Consider the following 15,791-nt stretch of genomic DNA (forward strand, 5'->3'; position numbering starts at 1 on the left):
CCGTTCCTTTCACGGGCGGGTTAGGCGATACCCGCAACTCACGCAAGCCTTTCGAGGAGCTTTACAATGCCTGCCAAAATTCCTGCTACCGTCGTGACCGGTTTTCTGGGCGCCGGAAAGACCACGCTTATCCGGCATATGCTGCAAAATGCCGAGGGCCGGCGCATTGCGCTGATCATCAACGAATTTGGTGATCTGGGCGTGGATGGTGACATACTCAAGGGCTGCGGCGACGAGACCTGCACCGAAGATGATGTGATGGAACTGTCCAACGGCTGCATCTGCTGCACGGTGGCCGAGGATTTCATCCCCACGATGCAAAAGCTGCTTGAGCGCGACAATGCCCCCGATCATATCGTGATCGAAACCTCTGGTCTGGCGCTGCCACAGCCGTTGGTGCGGGCCTTTAACTGGCCCGAGATTTCCACCCGCGTGACCGTGGACGGGGTTGTGACCGTGGTCGATGGCAAGGCGGTCAGCGAGGGGCGGTTTGCCCATAATGTCGCCGCCGTGGACGCGCAGCGCAAACTGGATGAAAATCTGGATCACGACACGCCTTTGTCAGAACTGTTCGAGGATCAGGTGGCCTGTGCCGATATGATCGTGGTGAACAAGGCCGACCTGCTGGGAAGCGATGAAGCTGACGCGCTGGTGGGCAGATTGCGCAGCGACAGCCGCGATGGCGTTCAGGTGGTGAAATCGACCATGGGTGTGCTGCCGGTCAATGTGCTGCTGGGGCAAGGCATCGGGGCCGAGTCCGATCTGGAGGCGCGGCACGAGGTGCATCACCACCATCATGATCACGATGACGACGACCATGACGACCATGACGACCATGACGACCATGATGATCACCACCACGATCATGATCATGATGCATTTGAAAGCTTTGTCGTCACACGCTCCGAGATTGACGATGCGGGCGCCTTTGCCCTGCGTGTAGCCGACGTGATCCGGGACCATGACATCCTGCGCCTCAAGGGGTTTGTCGCTGTGACCGGCAAACCGATGCGCCTGACGTTGCAGGCAGTGGGCCCGCGCGTGGATACTTATTTTGATCAGCCCTTTGGTAGCCAGCCACGCGAGACGCGACTGGTGGTGATCGGTCAGGCCGGACTGGACCGGGCGGCCATTGAAGCTGCCCTTGCGGCCTGATGCTGGTTGTCGAAAAAGCCGACCCGCACGCAGCGCAGGCCACGGCGCTGTTGCGCGCCAGCCATGCGCTGATGGACGAGCTTTTCCCGGCTGACGACATTTACGCCCTGTCGATTGACGACCTGTGCGCCCCGGACATCCATTTCTTTGTGGCCCGCGAGGGCGACAGGGTTCTGGGCATCGGTGCGCTGGCCGAGCGCATTGGCTATGGCGAAGTGAAGTCGATGTTCACTGATCCAGGCGCCCGGGGCAAGGGTGTTGCGGCCGCGATCCTGCGTCAGATCGAAGATCAGGCGCGGGCGGTGGGTTTACCATTGTTGCGGCTTGAAACCGGAACACTGCTGGCGGCGGCGGTCAAGCTATATATGCGGCACGGCTTTACCGAATGCGCCCGGTTTGGCGACTATCAGCAAAACGAAACATCGTATTACATGGAAAAGACGTTGTGAGGCTATTCGGGCGCTTTTTTGGTTTCTGCTTTGGCGGCAGCCTTCATCCGTTCCAGCAACTCGGCCTTGGAGGGGCGTTTGCCGAAGGGGTTTTTATCCGAACCCGGCTGGTTATGTTCGCTGTGACGCGGGGCGTTTTTGCCCATTTTCGGCGCGCCGGATGCTTTGTAATTCATGGGTTTGCCCTTTCGGCTTTGCGACAAATCTGCGGTCGCCTTTATCCGGCTCATGCCCTAAACCGGGCTCGCAATCAAGTTAGGATCGCGTGATGCATCTACTTGCCGCTACCCCGGGGAGCATCGATGACGGGAACGAACCCGTTGATCTGGGCCAGAGCCCGGCGGATGTGGTTGTCATTTCGGCAGCGGACACGGAACTGGCAGCACTGAGCGCTGCACGCGCAGAAATGGCAGGCCCCCCTGACCTGCGGCTGGGCAATCTTACCCATTTGCAGCATCCGATGTCGGTGGATCTGCATCTGGATAACTGCGCGACAAAATCCAGACTGGTGATCGCGCGCGTGCTGGGCGGTGTCGGCTATTGGAAATACGGCGCCGAGCAATATGCCGCGCGCTGCCATGAGGCGGGCGTGCCTTTGGCGCTGCTGCCCGGCGACGACAAACCCGATGCGGAATTGCGTGAACTGTCGACGGTTTCCGATGAGGACTACGACGCGCTCTGGGCCTATATGGTTGAGGGCGGCCCCGAAAATTCTGCGAATTTTCTGAGTTACGCGCGGGCGATGGTTGAGAATCTTGAAAAGCCAGCAGCCGCCAGCCCGCTATTGCGCGCAGGCGTCTATTGGCCGGGCGCAGGTGTGGCAGAACTGGCCGCTGCGCAGGCTGCATGGGTTGAGGGGCAGCCGGTGGTACCCCTGGTGTTTTACCGCGCACTGGTACAAGGCGCGGGACTGAATCCGATTAACCGGCTGGTGAAATCGCTGCTGCGTACAGGGCTGAACCCCCTGCCCGTCTTTGTAGCGTCGCTGAAAGATCCGGTCTCGGTGGCCACGCTGGAGCATTTGTTCAGCGCGGCATCGCCGTCGGTCATTCTGAACTGCACGGCCTTTGCCGTGGGCTCGCCTCATATGGAGGATGACAGCCCGATCAATCCCCTAGTGATGGCGGCGGCGCAAAAGGCCCCCGTGTTTCAGGTGGTTCTGGCCGGATCATCCGAAGAGGCCTGGGCCAGCGGGCTGAGCGGCCTGTCGGCGCGCGACATTGCGATGAACGTGGCGTTGCCCGAGGTCGACGGCCGGGTGCTGAGCCGTGCGGTCAGCTTCAAGGGCGAGGCCTATTTTGACGAGGCCACCGAATGCCCGATTGCCACCTATCGCGCGGTGGGCGACCGGGTGGAATTTGTCGCCAACCTGGCAGCGAACTGGGCGCGGCTGCGGCACAGGCCTGTAGGCGAGCGGCGCGTTGCGCTGGTGCTGGCGAATTACCCCAACAAGGACGGGCGGCTGGCCAACGGTGTGGGGCTGGATACGCCTGCGGCGACGGTGCATGTTTTGCGCCTGCTGGAAGAGGCAGGGTATCGGGTGACGGGCGCGCCCGCTGAGTCCGATGCGCTGATGCAGGCGGTGATGGCGGGGCCGACCAACTGGCTGACAGACCGGGCTGAGCGCCAGGGTGGCGTGAAAATGTCGATGGCCGAGTATCAGATCGACTATGGCCAACTGCCTTGGGAACTGCGCGAGGCGGTGGAAAGCCGCTGGGGCAGACCCGAGGCCGATCCGTTCTACACCCCGGGCGAGGTGGATTGCGGGCATTTCAGCCTGTCGGTGCTGGAGTTCGGCAATGTCGTCGTCGGCCTGCAACCGGCACGCGGTTATAACATTGATCCGACCGATACCTATCATTCCCCCGATCTGGTGCCGCCGCATAACTATCTGGCGTTCTATTTCTGGCTGCGCCATCAGTTCCGCGCCGATGCGATTGTACACATGGGCAAGCATGGCAATCTGGAATGGCTGCCGGGCAAGGCGCTGGCCCTGAGCCAGTTGTGCTGGCCCGAGGCGGTACTGGGGCCGGTGCCGCATATCTATCCGTTTATCGTGAATGACCCCGGTGAAGGCACGCAGGCCAAGCGCCGGGCGCAGGCGGTGATCATCGACCACCTGACGCCGCCGCTGACGCGCGCGGAAACCTACGGACCGCTGCGCGATCTTGAGGCGCTGGTGGATGAGTATTACGAGGCGGCAGGGGTTGATCCGCGCCGGATTGCCCATTTGCGGCGCGAGATCCTCACACTGACCTCGGCCACCGGGCTGGACAAGGATGTGGGCATGCACGGCACCGACGAGGATGGTGATCTGGCCAAGCTGGATGCCTATCTGTGCGATTTGAAAGAGGCGCAGATCCGCGACGGGCTGCATATCTTTGGCACATCGCCCGAAGGGGTGCAGGAACGTGACCTTGCCATTGCGCTTTTGCGTGTGCCGCGCGGCAACGGAAAGGGCAGCGATGCCTCGCTGATCCGCGCATTGGCGGCTGATTGTGATGTCGATATTGATCCTCTGGATTGTGACATGTCAGCACCTTATACAGGCCCGCACCACAAGTTTTTGAGTGCCGTCGACAGCGCAGGCTGGCGCAGCAATGGCGACACGGTGGAGCGGCTGGAAAAGCTGGCGCAGCTGGCAGTGGCGTGGCCCGAAACGCCCGAACACCTGCCCAATACGCGCCCGGTTCTGGAAGAGTTGCACAATGTGGTTTTGCCGACACTGCGGGCCTGTGGGCCGGACGAAGGAACGGGCCTTCTCACCGCCCTTGCAGGGCAATTCGTCGCCCCGGCGCCCTCCGGCGCGCCCACGCGGGGACGTTTGGACACGCTTCCAACGGGGCGGAATTTCTTTAGCGTCGACAGCCGCGCGGTGCCGACGCCGACGGCCTGGGCGTTGGGATGGAAGTCAGCCAACCTGTTGATTGAAAAGCACCTGCAGACCCATGGCGACTGGCCACGAACAATGCTGCTGACGGCCTGGGGCACCGCGAATATGCGCACTGGTGGCGATGATATCGCGCAGGCCCTGGCGCTGATGGGGGTGAAGCCCAAATGGGATAGTGCCAATCGCCGGGTCACCGGGTTTGAAGTACTGCCGCAAGGCGTATTGGGGCGACCAAGGGTAGATGTAACGCTGCGCATTTCGGGGTTTTTCCGCGATGCCTTTCCACAGCTGATCGCGCTGGTGGATTCAGCGGCGCGCGCGGTGATGGCGCTGGACGAGCCTGAAGATCTGAACCCGGCGGCGGCGCGGGCGCGCAGCGAGGGCCCGCAGGCGCGGGTCTATGGCGCGAAACCCGGGGCTTACGGTGCAGGCCTGCAGGCAATGATCGACGAGCGGCTATGGGCGGACAAATCCGATCTGGCCGAAGCCTATCTGGAATGGGGCAGCTACGCCTATGGTGCCGGGGATGAGGGGCGTCGCGACCGCGCGGGGTTTGAAACCCGCCTGCGCGAGACCGAGGCGATTGTGCAGAACCAGGACAATCGCGAGCACGATATTCTGGACAGCGACGATTATTACCAGTTCGAAGGCGGGGCCGCGGCGGCGGTGAGCACCCTGCAGGGCCGCGACCGGCCGATTTACCACAACGACCATTCGCGCCCCGAACGCCCGGTGATCCGCACGCTGGAGGACGAGATTGGCCGGGTGGTAAGGTCCCGTGTGGTGAACCCCAAGTGGATCGAAGGGGTCAAGCGGCACGGCTACAAGGGTGCCTTCGAGATGGCCGCGACAGTGGATTACCTCTTTGCCTTTGCCGCCACCACGGGCGCAGTGCGCGGACATCATTTCGATCTGGTCGAAGCGGCGTTTCTGGAAGATGATGATACGCGGGAGTTTATCGCTGAACACAATGCCCCGGCCCTGCGCGAGATGGCCGAGAGGCTGGCCGAGGCGATTGACCGTGGGCTTTGGATGCCACGCTCGAACTCGGCGCGGGCGCGGATTGAGGCGGCAAGGCGGGGGACGCCCCTACCCTGACAGGCGGTGTCTCTAAGGGAGCCATGGGATGATGCGGCGATATACCCCCGAAGATGACCTTGCTGCGGTTCATAACCTGCTGACCCGGGCCTTTGCCTATATGGAGGGGCGGATTGATCCAGCCTCATCGCTCAGCCGGTTGGACACTGAAGGGATGAAGGCACTGGCGGCACATCGCGAGGTCTGGGTGATGGAAGAAGGCAACGGGCCGGTGGGTTGTATGGTTCTGACGCCAAAAGACGATACGCTTTACCTGGGTAAACTGGCCGTGGATTACGCACAGCGCGGCAAAGGGCTGGCGCGGATTCTGGTGGATCAGGCGCTGCGGCGTGCGGGTGACCTGGGGCTGGACAGTGTGACACTGGAGACCCGGATCGAGTTGACAGAGAACCACGCGGCATTCACCGCCCTCGGGTTTCATAAAGCCGACGAAACTGCCCATCCCGGCTATGATCGCCCCACCAGCATCACCATGGTCCGCCCCCTTGGCACGGCGGGGAGGGCGGGTGGGCGGCGTGCCAAGCGGGCGGCACGCAACAGGGAGATTTGACATGATGCGCAAGGGGCATTGCCTGTGCAAAGCCGTTACTTTCGCATTGAGCGGCGCGCATAACTGGGCCGGGCATTGCTACTGCGAAAGTTGTCGAAGAGGCACAGGCGCGGCGGTGGTGACCTTTGTCGGTAACCCCAACGGGCAATGGCGCTGGACCGCTCAAGTGCCGGTCTGTTACACGTCCTCGCCCGGCAACCGGCGGTATTTCTGCGCAACCTGCGGTGCCTCGGTTGCTTACGGCAGTGACCGCTTCCCGGATGAAATGCATTTTCATGCTGCGCTGCTGGACGATCCCGAAGCGTTGACCCCGGATGAGCATTTCCACAAGCAAGAGCGGCTGGGCTGGCCCCTGGACCCGGATTAGGCGGGTTGCCCGGGCAGATATGTTTTGCAGATTATTTAAGGTTCGGACGCGATTTTTATCAGGTCTGGAATAAACTGCGCGCCAACGTGAGAAGGAGCAGGCAGGATGCCTCCGGCGGGAGTATTTTGGGGAAAAATGAAAGCAGGGTTCCGGGCGCCCTTTAGAGGGCGGGCTCGCAGATCAGATCGCCAAAGCCCTCAAATACATGTTCGAACTCGCAGTCGTATTCACCAGAGCGTGGCAGGGGCTGCAACGGGCCGCCGCAATCCAGCCGCGCCAGCAGGACCGCCTGGTCGCCATCAAGTTTGCGCGCCTTGCAGCCGCTGACCGCCTCGATCGCGGCGACACCGCGCGGGGCCACGGCGGCAAGACGCGGGGCCCATTCAGGAGTCAGGCGGATCGCCTGCGCCCGGGTGCCGTCAACACGGACGTCAAAGGTGCTTTTCCCGACGCTGATCCTGACCGGCCTGATGTCACGAAAATCAGGCCCGGGTGTGTTGCACCCCAGCAGAAGCCCTAAAGAGATTGCCATCACCACCCGCATCACGCCAGAGTGGCGCAGAGATGGTTAACAAGGGGTTACCGGGCGCGTAGCAGCCTTTGCAGCGCCCCGCCCGCGCCCTATGCTGCCGAGCAGCACACAAAAGGTAAAACCCATGATCCTGAATCTTGCGCTGATACTTGGCTTTCAATTGACCGGCGAAGTGCTGGGGCGCGCACTGGCCCTGCCCGTCCCCGGCCCGGTTATCGGCATGGGCCTGTTGCTGGCGGCGTTCCTGCTGGTGCCTGGTCTGGCGGCCCGGATGCTTGTGACCACGCAAGGACTGCTGGCGCATCTGTCGCTGCTTTTCGTCCCGGCGGGCGTTGGCGTGATCAGCCACGCCGAAGCGCTTGGCCAGACCGGACCCGCGCTGCTGACGGCCCTGGTTCTGAGCACCGCACTGGCGTTGGTGGCCGGCGCGCTGACTTTTGTCGGGCTTGCGCGGTTAACCGGGTCAAAGGGTACGGAGGCATGACCGCCCTGCCCGACATCTGGTCCTATCTGAGCGAAGAGCCCCTGCTGTGGCTGACGGCCACGCTGGTGGCCTATCTGATTGGCGATGCGGCGTTTCGGGCCAGCCGGGGCAACCCGCTGGTCAATCCGGTACTGGTGGCGATGATCCTGCTGGGTGGCGTTCTGTGGGTCACGCAGACCCCGTACCAGACCTATTTCGAAGGGGCGCAGTTTGTGCATTTCATGCTGGGGCCCGCCACCGTGGCGCTGGCCGGACCGCTTTACAGCAACCTGCACCATGTACGCCGAACTTTGCTGCCGATGCTGGGGGCACTGGTGGTCGGATCGGTTGTCGCCGTGGCCTCGGCCCTGTGGATTGCGCAGGCCCTGGGGGTTGAAGGGGCACAACTGGCCTCGGTGGCACCGAAATCGACCACGGCACCTGTGGCCATTGGCATTTCTGAAAAACTGGGCGGATTGCCAACGCTGACCGCAGCACTGGTCATCCTGACGGGCATCATCGGTGCGGTGATCGTGACGCCGCTGATGAACGCGCTGCGCATCCGCGACTGGCGCGCGCGCGGGTTTGCCGTGGGAGTGACCGCACACGGCATCGGCACCGCACGCGCGTTTCAGGTGAACGAAACCGCCGGAGCCTTTGCGGGTATCGGCATGGGGCTCAATGCCTTGCTAACCGCCCTGATTGCGCCTTATGTGTTATCCCTGTTCAACTAATCCCGAAGGACACCAGCCATGACCGACGACCCCGACCGCCACGCAATGAAGATGGCCAAGAAAAAGGCCGCCCGTGACAAGATCATGGCCACCAAGACCGACGAAAAGGGCCTGATCATTGTGCATACCGGCAAGGGCAAGGGCAAATCCTCGGCCGCGTTCGGGATGATCTTTCGCTGTATCGCGCATGACATGAAATGTGCCGTGGTACAGTTTATCAAAGGCGGGATGAGCACGGGCGAGCGTGATATGATCCTTGATAAGTTTTCGGACACCTGCGCGTTTCACACCATGGGCGAAGGATTTACCTGGGAAACACAGGACCGCACCCGCGACACCGAGATGGCGCAGGCGGCCTGGGAAAAGGCCAAGGAGCTGATCCGGGATGAAAGCAACAAGATGGTGCTGCTGGACGAGATCAACATCGCGCTGCGCTACGATTATCTGGACATCAACGATGTGGTAACGTTTCTGGCGGAAGAAAAACCGCATATGACCCACGTCGTGCTGACCGGACGCAATGCCAAGGAAGAACTGATCGAAATTGCCGATCTTGTCACCGAAATGGAGCTGATCAAGCACCCGTTCCGCTCTGGCATCAAGGCACAGATCGGGGTCGAGTTTTAGAATTCAACCGACTGGTTGCCTTGCTTGACAATCCAACGTCGAAAATCTTCGGAGAGCGCCCAAGGTGTTCTGCGAAGATAATCGTTCTTTCGCCCAAAAAGGAGTTCAGACATACTGCCATATGGCTCACCGGGCCTAAGCAATCCGGTGCCCTCAAGGGCCATGAAGAGAGGTTCAAGCGAGTGCTCATCGGTTGGCGCGCAAACAATACTGTTGGGCGTTCCTATTGGATGTGGTGAGGCAAGACCTTTCTTGACAGCACTCTCGAAATCCCGCCCAAAGAGAAACCCAAAACAAATTCGCTCCATTATCCATGAAGCTGGTTTTTGAAACGGTTCGCCTATTGGTTGATACAAATACTTATCAAAACCTTTTCGCACTTCAAGGTTTGGCTCCCGATCAAACGGCCACGAATCATTGATTTCGGCCCCTGAGAATTCGAATTTCTGAAGCTCAACTTTGCCGCTTAATCCCTCAAGGATGGGTCTGAAATCCTTTTTTTCATGAACCGACAAATTTTCTCTAAGAAGGCGATTCTCTTCCATCAACTCACCTATCTTCAACCGAGAATCCTTATCAGAGATGTCACTCGCCTTTGCCCAACCAATCGCTGGTTTGCTTTTCTTGATCTCCAAGAGTGCGTAAGTGGCTTCTTTTCCCAGTTGATCAGGAGTTTCCTAAAAGGCTACCATCCTGCTTTCGCGCATTTTGTTTCTGAACGTTAAGAGTTTCGCGAGCTTACCATCGTCCTCGTCAGCAATACTTTTGGGGTCCTTATGCAGCAACCGAATTACCGGCTTACCGATCTCCACCGCATAATCATATTCCATCTCGGTATAGCTTAGCATCGTCCCAGGGTGGATTGACCCATACCGCCCCGCCGAGATGATGACGTAGTAATCCGACTGGTCGATCACCGTCTTGATGAACTCGAACTGTTCCTCATCCGCTGCGGGAAACAATTCCATCCCAGCCGGAAAGCAATCGGCGCGCAACAGGGCCTGTGACACTTCCTGTCGGGCATTCTGCAAATCCTGAAATGTCGAACTGATGAAAACCTGATACCGTTTGTCCAAATGCTTGCCCCATAGCGTTAATCTTCTTAAGTGTGGCGTAGATGCAGATCGAGATCAACCAAAGGAAGATCAATGCCGAAAACCCGCGTTTTGACCGAATTTGGCATGGGGACCTCTCTGCGCCGACAAGATTATACGCAAGCTGCGAAACGCGCGCTGCAGGACGCGCTGTGGCACAATTCGATCAACATGGCCGAGCTTTTCGGATTTCCCAAAGAGGCGATGCTGGTCGATGTTGAAATTGCGGTTCAGCAACCGGATCAGGTAGATACAACTGCGTTGAGCGATATCTTTCCCTATGGCCAGATCACTGTCACGGCCACCCATGGGGGTCTTGATATTCCGCGCCCCGACGGCAAACCGACGGTAATTGCCAATGCCGCGATCTCGGTTTCATTTGAGATGGAGCGTGCCGATGGCTGATCAGCGCTTCATCATCGAAATGGGCATGGGTAACGACCTGCACGGGATGGATTACCAAAAAGCCGCACGCCGCGCGATCGAAGATGCGTTTCGCCACTCGACGCTGCCGATATTTGAAACCACCAGACTGGACCATACCGAGATGCGGGTGCAGGTGACGGTGGGGGTGCAGGAACCGGAGCGGCTTGATACCGACACGCTGGCAGCGACCCTGCCCCGCGGCCGCGCCAGCGTGCGCGCGGTCAAGGGCGGGCAGAACGTGACCAACCCCGAAACCGGCGAGACGCTGGTGATTGCCACCGCTGCTGTTGAGGCTTTTTTACCCCTGCAGGCGGACAGGTGGCAGCAGTCACAAGGTTAGTGCCCTCTCCAGCCGCGAATTGGCCTTGCGGCAAATTCACTTGTGCCGACACTTGCGGCGGTCATATAAATTGACCAATGGGTGAAAAAGGATTTGAGCATGCCATTTCAGAAAGTTACGCCTGAGAAGCTTTCAACCGCTGTTACGCGGCAGATTGAAAAGCTGATCCTGCGCGGTATCCTGCGCCCTGGCGAACGTTTGCCGGCCGAACGTGAACTTGCCGAACGGCTGGGTGTTTCCCGCCCGTCGCTGCGCGAAGCTGTGGCCGAGTTGCAGGAAAAAGGGCTTTTGACGACGCGGGCCAGTGCCGGGATATTTGTGGCAGACGTACTGGGAAACGCCTTTTCCAACGCACTTGTGCGGCTCTTTGCCGACCATGACGAAGCGGTTTTCGACTATATCGCCTTTCGCCGCGACCTTGAAGGGCTGGCCGCTGAGCGGGCCGCAAAGCTGGCCTCGGACACCGACCTGAAGGTGATACAGACGGTCATGGACAAGATGGAACAGGCCCACGCCAAGACAAATCCGACCGAAGAGGCCCGGCTGGACGCCGAGTTTCATCTGGCTATCATCGAAGCCAGCCACAATGTGATCATGCTGCATATGATGCGGTCGATGTTCCAGTTGCTGCGCGAAGGCGTGTTTTATAACCGGCAGGTGATGTTCAAACAACGCACCACGCGCGGTGCGCTGCTGGACCAGCACCGCGCCATCAATACAGCCTTGCAGGCGCGCGACCCTTCCGGCGCCCGCGAGGCGGTGATTTCGCATCTTGATTACGTCGAAAACGCCCTGGCCGATCAGCAAAAAGCCGACAAGAACGAAGCTATTGCAAAGCAACGGTTTGAACACGAACAATCGCGTTAAGTCGAACTTGGAAATCGCGCGGCAACTTGAAGGCGGCTGGCACAGACCGCAAGGGTTCACTCAAAATAGGGCGCCGTATACGCCATCGAGCCCCTGAGTAGTCGGTCCAGATCCTCCAAAGTGGCAGGCGATAGGGCAACAGCGTTTTGCTGGAGAATTCTAAGATTCCCCACCAACTGCTGGCATGTGTATGAAATCGTCATGTTACGTGCCGTGCCAACCGCACCATCATTGTAATTCGAACAAGAGCCAAAAACCGAACTGCACGCTTGTTGTGATATCTCGGCACAGCGCGATTGGGACATGCCAATATGTGCTGAAACCGCGCTCTGTAGCCCGGATATTTCGTGTGATTGCGCCAAATTGGCTGTTACCGACAAGGCAAAGCAAAATGCGAATCCGCCCAAAAAATAAGTCCGTTTCAAAGCAGTTCCTTTCTTTTGAAAACTTGTTGCACTTCCGATTTTAGCAAACAGCATCAGACCTGTCTCCTCTGCGCGCCATCTGGTGTAAACCGCAGGCGAGAGCAATTTTCTTGCCCCGATAAATTTTTACCAATTGATAAAATTTTAAAATGTGAAATACTGGGTCAGAGATTTTCCATACCGGAGGACCCCATGAGTGAGAATGCGCTGACCCCCGGCATCATCGCCGGACGCCTTGATGCCGCCAGCCTTGCCGAGAACTTTTCCGACCTGCATCCGCCACTGGATGATCACGAGGCACTGGTGGCCGCAGACCGGTGTTATTTCTGCCATGACGCGCCTTGCATGACGGCCTGCCCCACCACAATCGATATCCCGCTTTTCATTCGTCAGATCGCGACAGGCACGCCTGAGGCCGCAGCGGAAACGATCCTGAACCAGAACATCCTGGGCGGCATGTGCGCCCGGGTCTGCCCCACCGAAACCTTATGCGAAGAGGTCTGCGTGCGCGAAGCCGCCGAGGGCAAGCCGGTACTGATCGGGCAATTGCAGCGCTACGCCACCGATGTTCTGATGGCGACAGGCAAACACCCCTTTGCCCGCGCTGAACCCACCGGCAAAAAGGTGGCCGTCGTGGGTGCCGGCCCTGCCGGGCTCGCCTGTGCCCATCGTCTGGCAATGCTGGGCCACGATGTGGTTGTGTTCGACGGCCGCAACAAGCCCGGTGGGCTGAACGAATTTGGCATCGCGTCTTACAAAAGCGTCGATGGCTTTGCCGAACGCGAGGTGGACTGGCTGTTGCAGATCGGCGGGATCACGATTAAAACCGGCAAGCGGTTGGGACGCGAGGTGGCGCTTGCTGACTTGCGCGCCGCCTATGATGCGGTGTTTCTGGCTATCGGCCTGGGTGGCGTGAATGCCCTTGGGCTGGCTGGTGAAGACAAGGATGGCCTGAGCGATGCGGTGGATTTCATTGCCGAACTGCGGCAGACCGGGGATCTGACCAAGCTGCCAATCGGACGTGACGTAGTGGTCATCGGCGGCGGCATGACGGCAGTTGATGCCGCCGTGCAGGCCAAACTGCTGGGTGCGCTGAACGTCAGTCTTGTCTATCGGCGTGGCCGTGACCGGATGAATGCCAGCCGATTTGAACAGGATCTTGCGGCCTCAAAGGGTGTGCGGATCATCACCAATGCCGCGCCCGTTGCGGTGCATGGCAACGGCGCGGTACGAGAAATCGAGTTTGAATATACCGACAACGACCTGAATCCTACGGGTCAGACCTTTCGGCTGCCTGCAGATCAGGTGTTCAAGGCAATTGGCCAGACCCTGGAGGGGGATGACCTGCCTGTGCTTGAGGCCCGCAAAATCGCGGTCACGGGGCCTGGCCGGACCAGCGTAGAGCGGGTCTGGGCCGGGGGCGATTGCGCGGCAGGCGGCGATGATCTCACGGTGACCGCCGTGGCCGAGGGGCGCGATACCGCGATCGATATTCATGCTACACTGGTTGGGTAACGCAATTTTCAGGAGCCAGACCCATGACCGAAACAGACGCCAATATCGCCCGCCATTACGGCAAGGAAGGGTTGTTTGACCGGATCATGTCTGGTTTGGAAAGCCATGGGAAAACCGGCGCTTCCCTCACAGTCGCTGATTTGAAACCGGTGGACGAGTTTCATATCGGTGGAGTCGAGGCGACGAATGACCTGCTGGCACAGGTCGATATCGGGCCGGATACCCGTGTTCTGGATATCGGATCAGGTATTGGCGGTACGGCCCGGCATATCGCCACGCAATATGCCGCGCAGGTCACTGGCCTGGATCTGACACCAGAATTTGTCGAGACGGCGCAAAAGCTGACAGACCTGGTTGGACTGGACCCTAAATATGTTACCGGCAGTGCATTGGACATGCCGTTTGACACCGACAGCTTTGATCTTGCGACCCTGATCCATGTGGGCATGAATCTACCCGACAAAGTGAAATTGTTTGCCGAATCTGCACGGGTTCTGCGTCCGGGCGGCTGCTTTGCTGTCTATGACGTTATGCTGGTGGGCAAGATGCATCCGGATTTTCCGGTGCCGTGGTCAAGCAGACCCGACACGTCGTTTCTGGACCGGCCCGAGGTCTATCTGACAGCAGCAGACAAGGCAGGTTTCACACTGATGGCACAGAGGATGCGCGGCGAATTTGCCCGCGATTTCTTTGCCCGTCTTGCAGCCAATCTGAACCAGACCAACCCGCCGCCCGTCGGTTTAGGGCTGCTGATGGGGGCCGATGCGCAGGCGAAAATCGGCAACATGGTCAAGGCCGTCGGCGCCGGTGATATCGCGCCCGTTGAAATGATATTCCGGGCGCCGGGGTAATCGGCGCCACAGCAACGTACCTGCCCTCAAAGCGGGTAAAAACAGGAAAAAGGAGCAAGGCCATGGCCGATCTCACATCCAACTTCATCGGGATCATATCCCCCAACCCGTTCTGGCTGGCCTCGGCGCCTCCGACGGACAAGGAATATAACGTGCGCCGCGCGTTCGAGGCCGGATGGGGCGGCGTGGTGTGGAAAACCCTGGGTGAGGCCGGACCGCCGGTGGTGAATGTCAACGGCCCGCGTTATGGCGCAATATGGGGCGCTGACCGCCGCCTGCTGGGGCTGAACAACATCGAATTGATCACCGACCGGCCACTGGAAGTGAACCTTGAAGAAATGAAACGTGTGAAGCGCGACTGGCCTGACCGCGCGCTGATTGCCAGCCTGATGGTGCCGGTGAACGAAGACGCCTGGAAAGACATTCTGCACCGGGTGGAAGATACCGGCTGTGACGGGGTTGAGCTTAACTTTGGCTGCCCGCACGGGATGAGCGAGCGTGGCATGGGCAGTGCTGTGGGGCAGGTGCCGGAATATGTGGGTCAGGTGGCGCATTGGTGCAAGAAGCACAGTGACCTGCCGGTGATCGTGAAACTGACGCCCAATATTACCGACATCCGCAAACCGGCGCAGGCCGCCAAGGAAGGCGGCGCCGATGCGGTGAGCCTGATCAACACGATCAATTCGATCACCTCGGTCAATCTGGACCTCTTTGCACCTGAACCCACGATTGACGGCCAAGGGGCGCATGGTGGCTATTGTGGACCGGCCGTAAAACCCATTGCATTGAACATGGTGGCCGAAATTGCCCGCGACCCAGCCACCGCAGGCCTGCCGATCAGCGGCATTGGCGGGGTCACCACCTGGCGCGATGCAGCCGAGTTCATGGCGCTTGGCGCGGGCAATGTGCAGGTCTGTACGGCGGCCATGACCTATGGCTTCAAGGTGGTACAGGAAATGATCTCGGGCCTGTCGCAATACATGGATGAAAAAGGGTTCACATCCGTTGATCAATTGGTGGGCCGCGCGGTGCCCAATGTGGTGAACTGGCAGGACCTGAACCTGAATTATATCGCCAAGGCCAAGATTAATCAGGACGAGTGCATTAAATGCGGGCGCTGTTTTGCAGCTTGCGAGGATACTTCGCATCAGGCGATTTCCATGTCTCAAGACCGGGTTTTTGAGGTTAAGGACGATGAATGCGTCGCCTGCAACCTCTGCGTCAATGTCTGCCCTATTGAGGGTTGTATCACGATGGAACCGATGGCAGCCGGGGCCGTTGATCCACGCACCGGTCAGGTGGTGAAAGAGGAATACGCCAACTGGACAACCCACCCGAACAACCCGGGGAAATGCGCGGCAGAATAGCAGCCGATTTTTCGCAGAAAAATCGTTGGCGAAAATTCTGC

General features: G+C 59.4%; 19 protein-coding genes. 14 read left to right on the top strand and 5 right to left on the bottom strand.

Annotated features, from left to right (window positions below; all coding sequences use genetic code 11):
- Positions 1-66 precede the first annotated feature (66 nt).
- Complete coding sequence (gene cobW, locus PEL8287_RS16060; protein ID WP_085893452.1) at positions 67-1,155, top strand: cobalamin biosynthesis protein CobW; 1,089 nt, start codon at positions 67-69, stop codon at positions 1,153-1,155.
- Positions 1,155-1,604, top strand: coding sequence for a GNAT family N-acetyltransferase (locus PEL8287_RS16065; RefSeq protein ID WP_085893453.1), 450 nt, complete (start codon positions 1,155-1,157; stop codon positions 1,602-1,604). Before cobW ends, PEL8287_RS16065 begins: the two co-directional genes overlap by 1 nt.
- Positions 1,605-1,606: 2 nt before the next feature.
- Here PEL8287_RS16065 and PEL8287_RS20095 read toward each other — a convergent pair whose 3' ends face one another.
- Positions 1,607-1,780 (bottom strand): hypothetical protein, encoded by a 174-nt coding sequence (locus PEL8287_RS20095; RefSeq protein ID WP_176228672.1) that lies wholly within the window; start codon positions 1,778-1,780, stop codon positions 1,607-1,609.
- Positions 1,781-1,872: 92 nt separating this feature from the next.
- Between PEL8287_RS20095 and cobN the strand changes: the two genes are divergently transcribed.
- Genes cobN through PEL8287_RS16085 form a run of 3 tightly spaced genes read left to right on the top strand, consistent with a single transcriptional unit; the run spans position 1,873 to position 6,509 of the window.
- Positions 1,873-5,592 (top strand): cobaltochelatase subunit CobN, encoded by a 3,720-nt coding sequence (cobN, locus tag PEL8287_RS16075; protein ID WP_085893455.1) that lies wholly within the window; start codon positions 1,873-1,875, stop codon positions 5,590-5,592.
- Between the two features lie 28 nt (positions 5,593-5,620).
- Positions 5,621-6,142: a GNAT family N-acetyltransferase gene (locus PEL8287_RS16080; protein ID WP_306372190.1), complete on the top strand. Its 522-nt coding sequence runs from the start codon at positions 5,621-5,623 to the stop codon at positions 6,140-6,142.
- Between the two features lies 1 nt (position 6,143).
- Positions 6,144-6,509 (top strand): GFA family protein, encoded by a 366-nt coding sequence (locus PEL8287_RS16085; protein WP_176228673.1) that lies wholly within the window; start codon positions 6,144-6,146, stop codon positions 6,507-6,509.
- A 160-nt stretch (positions 6,510-6,669) separates the two neighbouring features.
- Here PEL8287_RS16085 and PEL8287_RS16090 read toward each other — a convergent pair whose 3' ends face one another.
- Complete coding sequence (locus PEL8287_RS16090) at positions 6,670-7,041, bottom strand: hypothetical protein (RefSeq protein ID WP_235862322.1); 372 nt, start codon at positions 7,039-7,041, stop codon at positions 6,670-6,672.
- A 124-nt stretch (positions 7,042-7,165) separates the two neighbouring features.
- Between PEL8287_RS16090 and PEL8287_RS16095 the strand changes: the two genes are divergently transcribed.
- The 3 genes from PEL8287_RS16095 to cobO are packed head-to-tail and all read left to right on the top strand — an operon-like array spanning position 7,166 to position 8,865.
- Positions 7,166-7,525 (top strand): CidA/LrgA family protein, encoded by a 360-nt coding sequence (locus tag PEL8287_RS16095; protein ID WP_085893523.1) that lies wholly within the window; start codon positions 7,166-7,168, stop codon positions 7,523-7,525.
- On the top strand, positions 7,522-8,238 hold the full coding sequence (locus PEL8287_RS16100; protein ID WP_085893458.1) for an LrgB family protein: 717 nt from the start codon (positions 7,522-7,524) through the stop codon (positions 8,236-8,238). The genes PEL8287_RS16095 and PEL8287_RS16100 overlap by 4 nt, the downstream gene beginning before the upstream one ends.
- 18 nt (positions 8,239-8,256) lie before the next feature.
- On the top strand, positions 8,257-8,865 hold the full coding sequence (cobO, locus tag PEL8287_RS16105) for a cob(I)yrinic acid a,c-diamide adenosyltransferase (protein ID WP_085893459.1): 609 nt from the start codon (positions 8,257-8,259) through the stop codon (positions 8,863-8,865).
- Here the strand turns inward: cobO and PEL8287_RS16110 are convergent.
- Both PEL8287_RS16110 and PEL8287_RS16115 read right to left on the bottom strand, forming a co-directional pair.
- Positions 8,862-9,500, bottom strand: a complete 639-nt coding sequence (locus PEL8287_RS16110) for a hypothetical protein (protein WP_085893460.1) — start codon at positions 9,498-9,500, stop codon at positions 8,862-8,864. The genes cobO and PEL8287_RS16110 overlap by 4 nt on opposite strands.
- Positions 9,501-9,542: 42 nt before the next feature.
- Positions 9,543-9,941, bottom strand: coding sequence for a DUF4062 domain-containing protein (locus tag PEL8287_RS16115; protein WP_085893461.1), 399 nt, complete (start codon positions 9,939-9,941; stop codon positions 9,543-9,545).
- 72 nt (positions 9,942-10,013) lie between these two features.
- Here PEL8287_RS16115 and PEL8287_RS16120 point away from each other — a divergent pair, with 72 nt between their 5' ends.
- The 3 genes from PEL8287_RS16120 to PEL8287_RS16130 all read left to right on the top strand — a co-directional run bounded on the left by PEL8287_RS16120 (position 10,014) and on the right by PEL8287_RS16130 (position 11,592).
- Positions 10,014-10,364 (top strand): Lin0512 family protein, encoded by a 351-nt coding sequence (locus PEL8287_RS16120; protein ID WP_085893462.1) that lies wholly within the window; start codon positions 10,014-10,016, stop codon positions 10,362-10,364.
- Positions 10,357-10,725 carry a Lin0512 family protein gene (locus PEL8287_RS16125; protein ID WP_085893463.1) on the top strand — a complete coding sequence of 123 codons (369 nt, stop codon included), beginning with the start codon at positions 10,357-10,359 and terminating at the stop codon, positions 10,723-10,725. The genes PEL8287_RS16120 and PEL8287_RS16125 overlap by 8 nt, the downstream gene beginning before the upstream one ends.
- 99 nt (positions 10,726-10,824) lie before the next feature.
- On the top strand, positions 10,825-11,592 hold the full coding sequence (locus PEL8287_RS16130; protein WP_085893464.1) for a FadR/GntR family transcriptional regulator: 768 nt from the start codon (positions 10,825-10,827) through the stop codon (positions 11,590-11,592).
- 56 nt (positions 11,593-11,648) lie between these two features.
- Here the strand turns inward: PEL8287_RS16130 and PEL8287_RS19830 are convergent, their stop codons facing one another.
- Entirely contained in the window at positions 11,649-12,071 is a 423-nt protein-coding gene (locus PEL8287_RS19830; RefSeq protein WP_139837832.1) for a hypothetical protein, read from the bottom strand.
- A 138-nt stretch (positions 12,072-12,209) separates the two neighbouring features.
- On the opposite strand from PEL8287_RS19830, the gene PEL8287_RS16135 reads away from it, so the two are divergent.
- From PEL8287_RS16135 to preA, 3 genes are all read left to right on the top strand, one after another.
- On the top strand, positions 12,210-13,532 hold the full coding sequence (locus PEL8287_RS16135; protein ID WP_085893465.1) for an NAD(P)-dependent oxidoreductase: 1,323 nt from the start codon (positions 12,210-12,212) through the stop codon (positions 13,530-13,532).
- 23 nt (positions 13,533-13,555) lie between these two features.
- Entirely contained in the window at positions 13,556-14,383 is an 828-nt protein-coding gene (locus PEL8287_RS16140) for a class I SAM-dependent methyltransferase (RefSeq protein WP_085893466.1), read from the top strand.
- Between the two features lie 62 nt (positions 14,384-14,445).
- Entirely contained in the window at positions 14,446-15,750 is a 1,305-nt protein-coding gene (gene preA / locus PEL8287_RS16145) for an NAD-dependent dihydropyrimidine dehydrogenase subunit PreA (RefSeq protein ID WP_085893467.1), read from the top strand.
- The last annotated feature ends 41 nt before the right edge of the window (positions 15,751-15,791 follow it).

This window comes from Roseovarius litorisediminis (genome assembly GCF_900172295.1).
GTDB lineage: Bacteria > Pseudomonadota > Alphaproteobacteria > Rhodobacterales > Rhodobacteraceae > Roseovarius > Roseovarius litorisediminis.